The sequence below is a fragment of the Loktanella sp. D2R18 genome, assembly GCF_003318235.1.
Lineage (GTDB): Bacteria > Pseudomonadota > Alphaproteobacteria > Rhodobacterales > Rhodobacteraceae > Yoonia.
The window spans coordinates 22,479-35,612 of the sequence record NZ_QOCG01000027.1 but is presented as its reverse complement, the minus strand read 5'-3'; the positions used below and the strand labels follow the sequence as shown (position 1 = coordinate 35,612).

At 55.1% G+C, this 13,134-nt stretch carries 14 protein-coding genes; 11 read left to right on the top strand and 3 right to left on the bottom strand.

What is annotated here, in order from left to right:
* Positions 1 to 13: 13 nt before the first annotated feature.
* The 5 genes from DS901_RS12780 to nagB are packed head-to-tail and all read left to right on the top strand — an operon-like array spanning position 14 to position 5,138.
* Entirely contained in the window at positions 14 to 1,102 is a 1,089-nt protein-coding gene (locus tag DS901_RS12780; protein ID WP_113777334.1) for an SIS domain-containing protein, read from the top strand.
* Positions 1,099 to 2,016, top strand: a complete 918-nt coding sequence (locus DS901_RS12775; RefSeq protein WP_113777333.1) for an ROK family protein — start codon at positions 1,099 to 1,101, stop codon at positions 2,014 to 2,016. The genes DS901_RS12780 and DS901_RS12775 overlap by 4 nt, the downstream gene beginning before the upstream one ends.
* 25 nt (positions 2,017 to 2,041) lie before the next feature.
* Positions 2,042 to 3,307, top strand: coding sequence for a class II D-tagatose-bisphosphate aldolase non-catalytic subunit (locus tag DS901_RS12770; RefSeq protein ID WP_113777332.1), 1,266 nt, complete (start codon positions 2,042 to 2,044; stop codon positions 3,305 to 3,307).
* A complete protein-coding gene (locus DS901_RS12765; RefSeq protein WP_220150240.1) occupies positions 3,304 to 4,410 on the top strand; it encodes an N-acetylglucosamine-6-phosphate deacetylase in 1,107 nt (368 codons plus the stop codon). Before DS901_RS12770 ends, DS901_RS12765 begins: the two co-directional genes overlap by 4 nt.
* Positions 4,407 to 5,138 (top strand): glucosamine-6-phosphate deaminase, encoded by a 732-nt coding sequence (nagB, locus tag DS901_RS12760; RefSeq protein ID WP_113777330.1) that lies wholly within the window; start codon positions 4,407 to 4,409, stop codon positions 5,136 to 5,138. Before DS901_RS12765 ends, nagB begins: the two co-directional genes overlap by 4 nt.
* On the opposite strand, the gene DS901_RS12755 is transcribed toward nagB, so the two are convergent.
* From DS901_RS12755 to DS901_RS12745, 3 genes are all read right to left on the bottom strand, one after another.
* Entirely contained in the window at positions 5,135 to 5,989 is an 855-nt protein-coding gene (locus DS901_RS12755; RefSeq protein ID WP_113777329.1) for a transcriptional regulator, read from the bottom strand. The two genes, nagB and DS901_RS12755, sit on opposite strands and share 4 nt — an antisense overlap.
* Positions 5,990 to 6,670: 681 nt before the next feature.
* Positions 6,671 to 7,306, bottom strand: a complete 636-nt coding sequence (locus tag DS901_RS12750; RefSeq protein WP_113777328.1) for a ChrR family anti-sigma-E factor — start codon at positions 7,304 to 7,306, stop codon at positions 6,671 to 6,673.
* 1 nt (position 7,307) lies between these two features.
* On the bottom strand, positions 7,308 to 7,940 hold the full coding sequence (locus DS901_RS12745; RefSeq protein WP_113777327.1) for a sigma-70 family RNA polymerase sigma factor: 633 nt from the start codon (positions 7,938 to 7,940) through the stop codon (positions 7,308 to 7,310).
* A gap of 95 nt (positions 7,941 to 8,035) precedes the next feature.
* On the opposite strand from DS901_RS12745, the gene DS901_RS12740 reads away from it, so the two are divergent.
* From DS901_RS12740 to DS901_RS12715, 6 genes are read left to right on the top strand one after another with little or no spacing between them, the layout of a single operon-like run.
* Entirely contained in the window at positions 8,036 to 9,316 is a 1,281-nt protein-coding gene (locus DS901_RS12740; protein ID WP_113777356.1) for an NAD(P)/FAD-dependent oxidoreductase, read from the top strand.
* Entirely contained in the window at positions 9,313 to 10,068 is a 756-nt protein-coding gene (locus tag DS901_RS12735) for a DUF1365 domain-containing protein (RefSeq protein ID WP_113777326.1), read from the top strand. Before DS901_RS12740 ends, DS901_RS12735 begins: the two co-directional genes overlap by 4 nt.
* Positions 10,068 to 11,225, top strand: coding sequence for an SAM-dependent methyltransferase (locus DS901_RS12730; RefSeq protein WP_113777325.1), 1,158 nt, complete (start codon positions 10,068 to 10,070; stop codon positions 11,223 to 11,225). The genes DS901_RS12735 and DS901_RS12730 overlap by 1 nt, the downstream gene beginning before the upstream one ends.
* The gene (locus DS901_RS12725; protein ID WP_113777324.1) at positions 11,218 to 11,955 is read left to right on the top strand and encodes an SDR family NAD(P)-dependent oxidoreductase; all 738 of its coding nucleotides are present in this window, start codon (positions 11,218 to 11,220) and stop codon (positions 11,953 to 11,955) included. The genes DS901_RS12730 and DS901_RS12725 overlap by 8 nt, the downstream gene beginning before the upstream one ends.
* Positions 11,955 to 12,668, top strand: a complete 714-nt coding sequence (locus DS901_RS12720) for a hypothetical protein (RefSeq protein ID WP_113777323.1) — start codon at positions 11,955 to 11,957, stop codon at positions 12,666 to 12,668. Before DS901_RS12725 ends, DS901_RS12720 begins: the two co-directional genes overlap by 1 nt.
* The gene (locus DS901_RS12715; protein ID WP_113777322.1) at positions 12,665 to 13,063 is read left to right on the top strand and encodes a DUF2177 family protein; all 399 of its coding nucleotides are present in this window, start codon (positions 12,665 to 12,667) and stop codon (positions 13,061 to 13,063) included. The genes DS901_RS12720 and DS901_RS12715 overlap by 4 nt, the downstream gene beginning before the upstream one ends.
* Positions 13,064 to 13,134: the final 71 nt, after the last annotated feature.

Sequence of the window (13,134 nt, the reverse complement as noted above, 5' to 3'; positions counted from 1 at the left end):
AGGGAGACTTGCGATGACCTTTACATGCACTGCTGAAACATGGCGCGAAATCAACGCCCAGCCTGACATCTGGGCTGACTGGGCCGCGCCGCTTGCCGATGCGCGCGACGATTTATGCGCCTGGATCAAGGCTAAGGGTATCCGTGAGGTCTGGTTCGCAGGCGCGGGGACATCGGCCTTTATCGGCGATACATTGGCGGCGGTTGGCCACCCGGATCTGGTCTTGCGTGCGATGCCGACCACCGATCTGGTCGGGGCCGTTATGGATTTGCCAAAGATGGGCGATGATCTATTGGTGATCCAGTTTGGGCGCAGCGGTAACAGTTCCGAAAGCGTAGGCACGTTGGATATGCTGGATGCGGTTGCGCCCCACGTGCACCAGTTGAATATCACCTGCAACAGCGACAGTGCCTTGGCCACACGCCCGGCCCCCGGCCCAGGAGAGCGGCGCGTTTTGAACCTGCCTGCAGCGACCCATGACGTGGGGTTTGCAATGACTTCAAGCTTTACCACCATGCTAATGTCGGCTTTGGCGCTGCTCGACCCGCAAGTCGATTTGACGAGCCAGATTGCCAAACTTTCGACGGCGGCAACGACATTGATTACGCAGCTATCAGCGACAGTTCAGCGGCGACCGGAACGAGCGGTTTTCCTTGGCGCGGGTGCGCTGAAAGGGGTTGCCCGCGAAAGCGCGTTGAAGGTTCTTGAACTGACTGCAGGTGAAACCATGACCCAATGGGACAGCACCTTGGGTTTTCGCCATGGACCGAAGGCCGGTGTCGTGGGCGATACACTTGTTGCTGTCATGATTCATCCAGACCAACATGCCGCGCGCTATGATATCGATGTCGCAAAAGAGATCACCGCGCAATTTCCGGATGCAACGGTGGTGACAATTGGGGGCGCGGGCAGTGATATCTGGTTCACGGGCACACAGGATGCCCGCTGGGATGCGGTTCTGTATGTTTTGGTCGCCCAGATATGGGCTGTAATGTGGTCGCAGGAGTTGGATTTGAATATCGACAATCCGTTTCACAGTCAGGGTAACCTATCGCGTGTTGTGACCGGTGTGACCCTTTACCCGGTGGACCTCGCGTCATGATTATTTGCGGTGCAATCGATCTTGGTGGCACGAAAATAGAAGCCCGTGCGTTTGATGGCGCGATGGCGACCGTCACCACGCGGCGCACCGCCACCCCTGTTGATACGTTTGACGCCTTTATCGCAGGTTTAAGTGCGCAAATTGAGTGGCTGTGTGAACAAGCGGGCGACCCCGATCTCCCGATTGGTATTGCAGTACCCGGCGTAATTGATCCTAAGACACAGCTCGCGTTTGCCTCAAATATCCCGGTGACGGGGCATGATATTGGTGCGACGCTTAAGGCGTGTTTCGGGCGCACGTTTCCCCTTGGAAATGACTGTATGGCGCTTGCCTTTTCAGAGGCCCATGGTGGTGCGGGGGCTGGGTTTGACAGCGTTGTCGGTTTGATTATTGGCACTGGCGTCGGGGCTGGCCTTTGTATCAACGGCGAAATCCCTCCGCGCAGTTCGGGGCTTGCGGTTGAGGTCGGACACCTCGGGATGCCAGCCCATGCGCTTGCCGCAGCAGGACTGCCGTTGTGGCCCTGCGGCTGTGGCAAAACCGGCTGTATGGAACGCTATATGGCAGGCAGCGCATTGGGGCGTTTGTATGAATGGAAAACCGGCACCCATATGGATGGGCCGCAGATTTACGCGAAAGCACAAACCGGGGATGCCGACGCCAGCGAGGTTCTGACATTGTGGCAGGGGCTGGTTGCTGAATGTCTGTTGGCGTTGCAGCTGTTGATTGACCCCGCTTGCATTGTGTTAGGTGGGGGGGCTTCGATGATGCCGGGCTTAGTCAAACGTCTGAGTGAAGAATTGCGCGACCGCCAATTGGGTCAGTCGGGCCAACCTGAAATTTTACTGGCGCAGCATGGCGACAGTTCTGGTGCACGTGGCATGGCATTGCTGGCGATGCGTGACGCCAAATAATGGCCTTCGGGCAAAGTGAGGAAAAATGTTGGATTTTGAAGCAGGTGTCGCGAAAAACCGGGCAACGGGTGATTTTGCGTTTACCTCTGTGTGTTCGGCGCATCCTGATGTGATCGCGGCGTGCCTGCGATTGGCTAAGGAACGCGATGTGCCCGTGATTATCGAAGCGACGTCAAACCAAGTGAACCAATTCGGCGGTTATACGGGTATGAACCCCGCTGATTTTATTGCCTTTGCGCTTGGCATTGCCAAAGACACGGGCGTGGACCCTGAACGTATTATTTTTGGCGGCGACCATTTGGGACCGCAGGCTTGGCGGTCCGAGCCGCCTCAGGTTGCAATGGAAAAGGCCCGCGAGATGATCGCAGCCTATGTGGCAGCCGGGTTTACAAAAATTCACCTCGATTGTTCTGAGGGCTGCGCAGGGGAACCTGCGCAAGTGGGGGATGATTTATGTGCGGCGCGGGCAGCGGATCTTGCGCAAGTGGCAGAAGGCGCGAGCACAGCACCACACACGCTATCCTATATTGTTGGCACCGAAGTTCCACCACCCGGTGGCGCCCGCCATGATGATGAAACGGTTCTGCCAACCGATCCCGCTGATGCGGCCCGCACCATTTCGATTACGAAACAGGCCTTTGCAGCCGCGGGGTTGGCTCATGTCTGGCCGCGTGTGCGTGCCTTAGTCGTTCAGCCGGGCTTGGAATTTGCGCCTGCACATGTACATAAATTTGATGAAACTCAGCCGGATTTTCTGACCCCCGTTTTGGCGGATGAAGCGCAGATGTCGTTTGAGGCTCATTCAACCGATTATCAGGTGCCAAGCGTTTTCAGGGATCTGGCGCGGCGTCATTTTTCGGTGATGAAAGTCGGTCCGGCGCTGACCTTTGCCTATCGTCAGGCGATATATGCCTTAGCCGCAGTACAGGCATGGCGGGAGGATGGGCCGGGCGTACCAGCTGTAATGGCAGCCCTTATGGCGGATGATCCAGGATATTGGGCCGGACATTATCACGGCGATGAGCCGATGCAGAAACTCATGTGCCATTTCGGCTATGCAGACCGCATTCGGTATTATTGGGCAAAGCCGGAGGCTCAAAAGGCGGTCGCGGAGTTAGAAGCCAAGATCGACACCGATCCACCGGCGGACCCGGCTCTTATGCAATATTTTTCGCATGACGTGATTGAACGTGCTGCCGTTTTGCAAGACCGAGGGCTGGCCACGGCAAAGTCATTTGTACATGCCCAGATCGAACTGGCACTGGCCCCCTATTTGGACGTCATATCATGAGACTCGTTTGTCCAGAGTTCCTGTGGCGCGACGGTGCGCTTCATCAAGGGCAGGCCGTAGAGATTGAACATGAAACGGTCACGCAGGTGCGGGATGTCCGAGCAGACGATATGCCTGAACTGCGCCCGCACATCCTGATGCCTGCTTGCACTGACTTGCAAGTCAATGGTGCGGGCGGGGTGATGTTGAACTCTGAGCCGACGGTCGCGGGTATTGCCCAGATTGTTGAAACCCAGACACGGCTCGGCACGGCTTGGGTTATGCCGACTTTGATCACGACCACGACAGAGGTAATGAATGCCGCTTGCGATGCGATGATTGCGGCGTGGGGGATGCGCGGGCTTTTGGGTATGCATATTGAAGGTCCCCACCTGAATGTCATCCGCAAAGGCACGCATAACGCCGAACTTATTCGACCGTTTGAAGACAGTACGTTGGATATTCTGCGCTGCTTACGGAACGCTGGTATTCCTGTGATGCTAACCCTTGCACCTGAACTGGTGGCCGATCATGTCATTACTGAACTGGCTGATATGGGGGTGGTCGTATTTGCCGGTCACACCATGGCTGATTTCGATGAAACAAACGCGGCGCTGAATGCCGGGCTGCGCGGGTTCACACATTTGTTCAACGCTATGCCGCAAATGACATCGCGTGAATCGGGCATCATCGCCGCTGCTTTGGCCTCTGATGGATATGCGGGTATTATCGCCGACGGTCACCATGTTGCATGGGAAATGATTGCTCTTGCGTGTCGGGCGCGGCCAACGCCTGGGCGAATGTTTCTAGTTTCTGACGCGATGTCGACCATCGGGGGGCCTGATCATTTCATGCTTTATGGGGAAAAAATCTCTGTCAAGGATGGCGCGCTTGTGAATGCGAAGGGGTCCCTTGCGGGGGCGCATATCGACATGGTCACCAGCCTGAGAAACATGATTTTGCACGTAGGTATAACCCCGCAAGACGCAATTGCGATGGCGACCGACATCCCGAACGTGGCGATGCGCCTGCCGACGAAAAAGATCGAAACTGGGCGCGCTGTGCAGGAATGCCTCGCGTTAGACGCGGGCTATAAGCGGATCGCATTGGACGTAGAGCAATGATCATCAAAACTTTCCAGACGCCCATTGAAGCCGAACACTACGCAGCCGACCTTATTTCAGCACAGGTGCGCGCCAAACCTAACAGCGTTATGGGCTGGGCCACGGGAGGCACGATGTTGGGCGTTTATAAGGCGTTGTGCGGGATGGACCTGTCGTTCAAAGACATCCGCGCATTTAACCTTGATGAATATATCGGCCTGCCGCCAGACCATCCGCAATCCTATCATTTCTATATGCGCCAGCATCTTTTCGATCACATCGATATTTCACCAGATCGCTGCCATCTGCCCGTCGGCATTGGCGATACGGCGATAGAAATTTCCCGTTATCAAGATTTGCTGCGCACCTATGGCCCCATTGATTTGCAACTGTTGGGAATCGGACAAAACGGACATATCGGGTTCAATGAACCTGGGGCTGACCTTGATGGGCTGACCCGCAAAACAGCGCTCAGCCCTATAACGATCCGTGCAAATTCGCGCTACTTTGGTACGGCAGAAACAGTCCCGAACGAAGCGATTACGATGGGGATCGGCACGATTATGACGGCGCGTAAAATTGTCCTGCTGGGGTGCGGCGCCTCAAAGGCAGATGCGGTTGCCGCAATGATACAGCAGTCGGTCACCCCAGATTGCCCGGCCAGCGTGTTGCAAAGGCATGATGACATCACCGTCGTTTTGGATAAAGCAGCGGCGGCGTCGCTAAGCCTTGAAAAACAGCGCGCTTAATCTGAGGAAACAAATTCCAGATTAATACCTTTGTGCGCGAATTGACGGGCTATTTCGCTGTCGTGGGGCAGATCAGTGACAATGCAATCAACCTGATCAATGCCGCAAATTCGATGAAGTGACGGTTTGTCGAATTTAGAGCCATCAACCAGCACAACGGTGCGGCGTGCGGCGCCCATGAGAATACGGGTATTTTGGGCTTCATCTTCAAGGAATGTGGAAATGCCGCGTTCTAGGCTGATGCAGTCAGCGCCCATAATGAAGGTGTCAAATTGGGTATCGCGCACTGCCTCTAACACCAAACGCCCTGTCATACACATAGAGGCTTGGCGCACGGTTCCACCCGTCACAACAACATTGTGCTTGCCATGGGACAGGGCTGCTTGCGCAACGAGCAAACCGCTGGTCATGATCGTCGTGGGAGGCAAGTCCTTGATCGCCAGTGCAAAAATCTCGGCTGTCGATCCATTGTCTAGCAAAAGTGCGCTTTCCCCTTGGACAAGGTTTACCGCCGCTTGTGCGATGGCCATTTTTCCGGATCGGTTGATCGATCGACGATCCGCCGCTTGGGGCTCTATCGCGCTGAGCTTGCGTTGTTCAGCGACAAGGGAAAGGGCCAGATTGATACGAAACTCAGCAACGCCCGACACGCCGAAAATCTTGCAAAATCGGATCAGCGTCGGTTCCGAAGTGCCAAGGGCTTTACTGACGTCTTTGCTATTTTGCCGAATGAAATCTTCTGGTTGGTCCAATGCAAAATCTGCAATCTTGCGCATCTTGGTGCTTAGTGTGCTGCGCGTGTCACGGATCTCCTGCAGTAGATTTTTTTGAGAAGGCGTACCTTGGTCCATCGTGGCTCTCTTTTAAATGCTCAGACAGGATCGGCTGAGCCGGGCATTTGTGTTAGCTGAATTGAAGTAATTATTAGCCGAACGGAAAGGTGGGATCAACTAAAGGCTTTATTTTGATAGCCTTGCCAAATTTTTCATAGCTAAGCGGATGAACTCTCGACTGGTGGGACTATTGCGGTAAGCTCCAATTGATCGAGTAGGGTCACGCGGAGGTCTTGCGTACGCGCTATCGCGTTCGTGGCGGTGTCAGCTACGATTTTTCTGGTAAAACAATTCTAGTGACAGGGACCAGTCGAGGGAATGGTTATAGCGTCACGCGCGGCTTCGCCAATGCGGCTGCTGAGGTTGTGTGCGGAGTGCATGTCAAGACTGGCTGAAGCGTTCGTCATATGGAATTGGGACGGCTTCAAGTTTCTACACCTGACCGATGTCTGCAATAGGAGTTCTTTAACTATGTCTCGTAGTGAAAATCGGTCATACCCTCAACCGGTTGGCGAATTTTTTGGCTAAATGGACTAAGATGTATATTTTTGGGCTTGTTCCCGGCATTACGCAGGGCGGTCAGACTTGGTTCACTTAGTCATAAATACGTGAGGGTGTTGACTTGAGTTTTTGTAAAAAAACAAAATCCACCGATAGTTCGGTGGCTTTTCTAGTCGGTCACGTGTCACTTAGTGTGTGCTAAATCCGAAACAGCGGCTGCAGCAATCGCGGTACAAACGAATTGAACCGCAAAGGCGCATCCGTGGCCGCCAGACAAATGCATGGTGCGCCTTCATCTGCAATCGGCGTGTGCTCTAGGCTCTGGTCCGCAACTTCAAGATCACCAACACCGAACCGTCCGGTTTCGTCGCGGAAGCTGCCTTGCAGAACCAGCGTCAGTTCCAAACCGTTGTGGCTGTGATCCGGAACCGCGCGACCTGGCGGGATATAGAGAAGGCGAACAGAACCATCGCGCCCGTCCGACAGAATACTCTGACGGACCCCCATCCCGAGCGATTTCCAACGCGGCGGCTTGCCTTTCAGCGCTTCCATCACTGGACCTGGGAAAGCCCCTGAACGCTGGTAAACTGGTTTCTCGGTAACCGGTGCGTCCAATAGATCAAGCACATTGGATTTCAGTCCGTCCGACACAGCTTCGCTGTTGGTCGTCTCTAGGACCGCGCCCCCAGTGGCCAGATGGGCTTCGTACGCCGCACGACAGTCCAAGCACAGCGATATATGTGCGGCCACGGCCAACGCAAAGGGCTTCGGCAGGCTTCCTCCAGCATAGGCCGCCAGCAAGGCATCGGGGGCATGGTGGGTTATAGTCGTCATCTTATCGTAATTCCTTTAACTCGTGACGTAGCTTTTCAAGGCCCAGACGAATGCGAGACTTGATGGTGCCAAGCGGCAGTCCGGTTTGGGTGCTGATTTCCTGATGTGTGAGCTCACCCAAATAAGCCTTTTCAATCATTTCGCGCTGATCCGGCTTCAATCGCGCTAGTGCGCCTTTCAGTTGACCAGCCTCTTGCTCGACGGCCAGTATTTGGCTTGCGTCGGGTTCTGCGCTTGGGTCTTCGCCCAGTTCTTCCGGTAGCGGCTTATTTTCCTTACGGATCACATCGATTTGGCGGTTTCGCGTGATTTGGTAGACCCATGCTGAAACCTGTGCGCGCTCCGGATCAAACTGGTCTGCCTTGCGCCAAACGGTCAACATGACATCCTGCACGATCTCTTCTGCTTGCCCTGATCCTGTGCCAGTGCGCATGATGAACCCCTTTAGCCGAGGTGCAAAATGATCAAACAGCAGGGCAAATGCATCACGGTCCCGATCATTGCGAACGGCAATCATTGCGGCCGTCAGATCGGATATCTGTGCAGACGATTGCTTCACTAAAGATCGGTCCTTTCGCGCTGCCACTAAAGGGCGCCGCTTAGCTTGTTCGATATCTATGCATTCTGTCAACATAGCCCAATTACGGAAGGGATCAGTTTTTGGATCATTTTTTTGATCCGAAATGCTTGAACGCGCGTAAACTAATCAAACAACCAACCGGAGTACCAATGTCTTTAGATGCAGTTCCGATCCACCCGCAACGGATAGCGATTATCGGCGGCGGTATATCGGGCCTTTCAGCCGCCCATCTTCTGTCCCCCCACCACGCGGTGACCTTGTTTGAGGCCGCACCAAAGCTGGGCGGGCACGCGCGCACCGTTATGGCGGGCCTCAACGGCGATCAGCCAGTCGATACGGGTTTCATTGTCTTCAATTACGCGAACTACCCGCACCTGACACGGATGTTTCAAGAATTAGACGTGCCCGTTGCCAAAAGCGACATGAGCTTCGGCGCCACGATCAACGGCGGTGAAATCGAATATGGTTTACGCGACTTCGGCGCGCTTACGGCTCAAAAACGCAATCTGCTGCGACCCGGATTTGCCCGCATGGTCCGAGATATCCTGCGGTTTAATGACAAAGCCGAAGGGCTCGCGACGGACGATACCGCGACGATCGGCGACCTGATGAATGACCTGCGATTGGGGGACTGGTTCCAACGTTACTATTTGATGCCACTTTGTGGCGCGATCTGGTCGACGCCACCGGATGAAATTCGCGGCTTTCCTGCTCGCGCTCTGATACAATTTTTCCGTAACCACGCATTGTTAAGCTCATCGGGCCAGCATCAGTGGTGGACCGTGGACGGTGGTAGCATCGAATACGTGCGTCGGCTGGAACATAGCCTGCGCGGGCGTGGTGTTGCGATCCGAACCGGAACCGCCGTGCAAAGCGTCAGTCGTGATGGTCAAAAAAGCACCGTACACAGCAGCGCGGGCCCGCTTGAACCGTTCGACCAAGTGATCTTCGCCTGCCATTCGGATCAGGCCCTACGCCTATTGGAACAGCCGACACCACAGGAACGTGCTGCCTTGTTCGCGATCCGGTTTCAGGACAATCAGATGATCCTGCACAGAGACGAAAACCAGATGCCCAAGCGCCGTTCCGTATGGTCAAGCTGGGTTTACAAAGCAGATACAACCCAACCGGAACCCGCCATAGGAGTGACGTATTGGATGAACCGCCTTCAGAACATCCCGTCAGATGACCCGCTGTTTGTATCTTTGAACCCATCCGAACCCGTGCCTGATGAATTGATCTACGATCAAAAGACATTTCGACATCCGGTGTTTGACGCACCGGCGTTGGTCGCTCAGCGGCAGCTGACCGAAATGCAAGGCCATAACAACACGTGGTATGCTGGCGCCTACACACGGCACGGATTTCATGAAGACGGGTTTGCAAGCGCGGCCCGCATTGCTCGGATGATGGATCGGCAGCTCGCATGAAGCATCAGCCAGAACTTGTAGTTGGTGTGACGACCCATGCGCGCCGTGGGGCGATCAAGCATGGCTTTCGCTATGGTGTCGACTTTGTTCTGATAGACCCAGAAACAGATGCCAGTGGTCCACGCTTGTTTTCGCGCAATCGTTTCAATCTCGCCGCGGTCCATGATCGCGATCACGGCGGGCCACTTAAGAACGGACGAGGCGCCAAATGGGCCCGTGACGTGTTGACGGCAAACGGACTTACCGCGGAGGACTATCAGCTACAATTGCTCGCTCAGCCGCGCCTATTCGGAAATTGCTTTAATCCAGTCAGCTTCTGGTTGGCAAAACGCGGCGAAGATCTGGCTGCGGTCATCGCCGAGGTTTCAACGCCGTTTGGCGACCGTCACTCGTATCTTTGCCACTTGCCAAATTTTGCGCCCATAATGTCTGACAGTCGCATCACCACGCCAAAATCGTTGCATGTGTCACCGTTCCAAGAGGTGAAGGGCAATTATGAATTCAGCTTTGACATTCAGCCCGATCGCATCGCCATCCGCATCTTTTACCGCCACGGCGATGAGGGCGTGGTTGCCACTCTCGCGGGGTCCCGTGCGCCCCTGACAAATGCGAAATTGGTCAAAGCCGTTCTGCGTCGTCCATTTGGTGCCTTTCGGACAATAGGGCTGATCCACTGGCAGGCCGTTCGATTGAAATTGAAGGGTGCCCGATACCGCACTCGCCCGACACCCCCCAAGACCGAGGTCACATAATGCTTTTCTTAACAAAACGCGTGAAACACGACTTTTTGGAAACCTGCACGCAAATTCATTCCGGAAGCCTGCAGCTAAGAACGCCAGAGGGCGAACTGTTCAACTTTGGTCAAGGCAGCCCAGTTGTCGAAATGCAGATCCACGACTGGTCCGTGGTAACCGCGATCGCTTCACGCGGCGACATCGGACTGGGGGAGGCATATGTCGCTGGCTTGTGGGACACATCCTCAATCGAAGACCTGACAGCCGTTGCTTTGAAAAACCTCGAGCAGTTTCGTGGCTATGCCTATGCAGGGTTCTGGAGCAGCCTGAAGTTTCGCGTCGTAAACCGGCTTATGCGCGCCAATTCCGTAAAAGGGGCCGCGCGCAACATCAGGGCGCATTATGACGTCGGCAACGAGTTCTATCAGCTCTGGCTGGATGAAAGCATGACATACTCATCCGCGATGTTTGCTGATGGGGACGATGACCTCGAACGCGCGCAAAATCGCAAATATGATCGTGTTCTGAACCAAATCGGGTCCGCAGAGCGTGTCCTCGAGATCGGCTGTGGTTGGGGTGGATTTGCTGAACGCGCGGCGGATAATGGGCGTCACGTTACCGGCCTGACAATTTCCCCCAGCCAAAAGGGATATGCTGACGCACGGCTAGACGGGCGCGCTGATATTCGTCTGCAGGACTATCGCCAATGCACGGGCCAGTATGACAGCATTGTTTCCATCGAAATGATCGAAGCGGTCGGGCAAACGTATTGGCCAACCTATTTCGCCACCCTTAAGGCCCGACTTTCGGAAGGCGGGCGGGCCGTCGTCCAAGCGATCACCGTCCCCGACGACTATTTCGAAACGTATCGGCGAAGTGCCGACTACATCCGGCAATATACCTTCCCCGGTGGCATGTTGCTGTCCGACGCCGTGATCGCCGATCACGCGAAACGTGCGGGTCTTGTGGTTCAGGGAAATCATGCATTCGGTCAAGACTACGCGCGCACCTGCGCTCAATGGAGTGATCGATTAACTCAGCAGTCGGCCAAGGTGAAAAAGTTAGGGTATGGCGCCGAATTCCTGCGCAATTGGCAATTTTACCTTGGGATTTGTGCGGGATCTTTCGCGGTCGGACAAACTGACGTTGTTCAAGTGGAGCTGGCCCATGCCTGAGTCCGAAACAATATGGATTATCGGTGCTAGCGAAGGCATCGGTGCCGCCTTGGCGCGCGAATGGGCCCAACGAGGTGCGCGCGTGATCATCTCTGCACGTTCACAAGATCGGCTGGACGTTTTGGCCACAGAACTAGGGGCAGGGCACATACCGCTTGCTCTGGATGTATCAGACCGTACCAGCATCGATGAAACGGTCGCAGAGATTTCAAAGATCGGCGCACTGGATCGCATTGTGCATCTGGCGGCCATCTATGACCCGGGCAAGATCGCCGATCTTGACCCCGATATGGCAGCGAAAATCGTCTCAACCAATCTGACGGGGAGCTTTCATATTGCGCATGTCGGCCCGACACTGCTGAAGGATGGCGGGCAACTGGCGCTGTGCGGATCGGTGGCAGGATATATCGGCTTGCCCCAAGGCCAGATCTATTCGGCTACCAAGGCTGGTGTGATCAATCTAGCAGAATCGTTGCGAGCAGAACTTGCAGGGCGCATCGACGTCCGCCTGATAAACCCCGGTTTTGTTGACACACGCCTAACGCAGCGCAACACCTTCCGTATGCCTGCGATGGTGACACCCCAACGCGCCGCTACCGCGATCATAACAGGTCTCACCTCAAGACGTTTTGAGGTGCATTTCCCACGCCGCCTGACTTGGGGCTTGAAGGTGCTAAGCGCGCTTCCCTACTGGGCGGCGATGCCCCTAACCAAGAGGTTAACACAATAATGAGATACCTCCCCCACGTTGTTCTGATTACAACGATAACATTCGTTTTATCACCGCTGGCATCCACTGGGTTCAATGGCTTCACGCCCGATCAGTTTCCTGTCGTCCAAGTTAACCCACCAGTACAGCCCGCAGGCTACGCGTTCTCGATTTGGGGCGTCATTTACCTGTGGCTGATCATCGGGGCGGCAAATGGCCTCTGGCGTAAAGCAGATGATCCTGACTGGCAGGCCATGCGCCTGCCGCTCGCGATTAGCTTGATCATCGGAACGTTCTGGATCGCAGCAGCGAATGTCGCGCCAATTTTGGCCACGGTCATGATCGTTACAATGGCAGCTTCGGCAATACTCGCCCTGTTTCGTGCTGGACATGAACAGCCTTGGCTACAGGCCCGCCCTGTCGCGCTTTATGCTGGTTGGTTAACCGCGGCCAGCGGTGTGGGCATTGGCGTCCTCCTCGGGGGGTACGCAATAGTGTCGGCCCAAACCGCGGCGATCATTTGCCTGTCAGGTGTTTTGATCGTCGCTCTAATCGTGCAATCAGTAAGACCCCGAGAATGGGGCTACCCCGTTGCCGTCATTTGGGCGCTCACTGGCGTGATTGTCCAAAATGCGTCCAGCACGAACTGGTCGGCGATCGCATTGGCGGCCATCGGCATTGCCGCGCTGACGTTTCGCGCCGTTCTCTCATTCATGAAAGGTCCAAGCTCATGAACATTCTGGTACTCTATCTCTCAACTGCCGTGATTTTTTTCGCCGCCGACGCTGTCGGCCTGCGTCTGCTCATAAAACCGGTGTTCGATCGTCATGTCGCGCACCTTTTCGCTGATCCGTTTCGCGTGGGACCAGCTGCCGTGTTTTATCTTGGTTATATCGCTGGCCTTTTGTGGTTCGTTTCGATCCCAGCGCTACGTGCAAGTGATCCGGCGGCCGCATTTTTTGGCGGCATTGCATTGGGGCTTCTGGCCTATGGAACCTATGAATTCACAAATTACGCGACACTACGTGACTGGTCGTTCCGGCAGGTTGCCATCGACACGCTTTGGGGTGGTGCTTTGACCGGGTTCGCGGCATGGGCAGGTGTTATGGTTACCCGTTCGATGGGGTAAGCAGGCCAGTGCACGAATGAAATACGGTTCGCTTTCAGCACGCATGCACTGAAATCGGCTTGCAGTCCTGA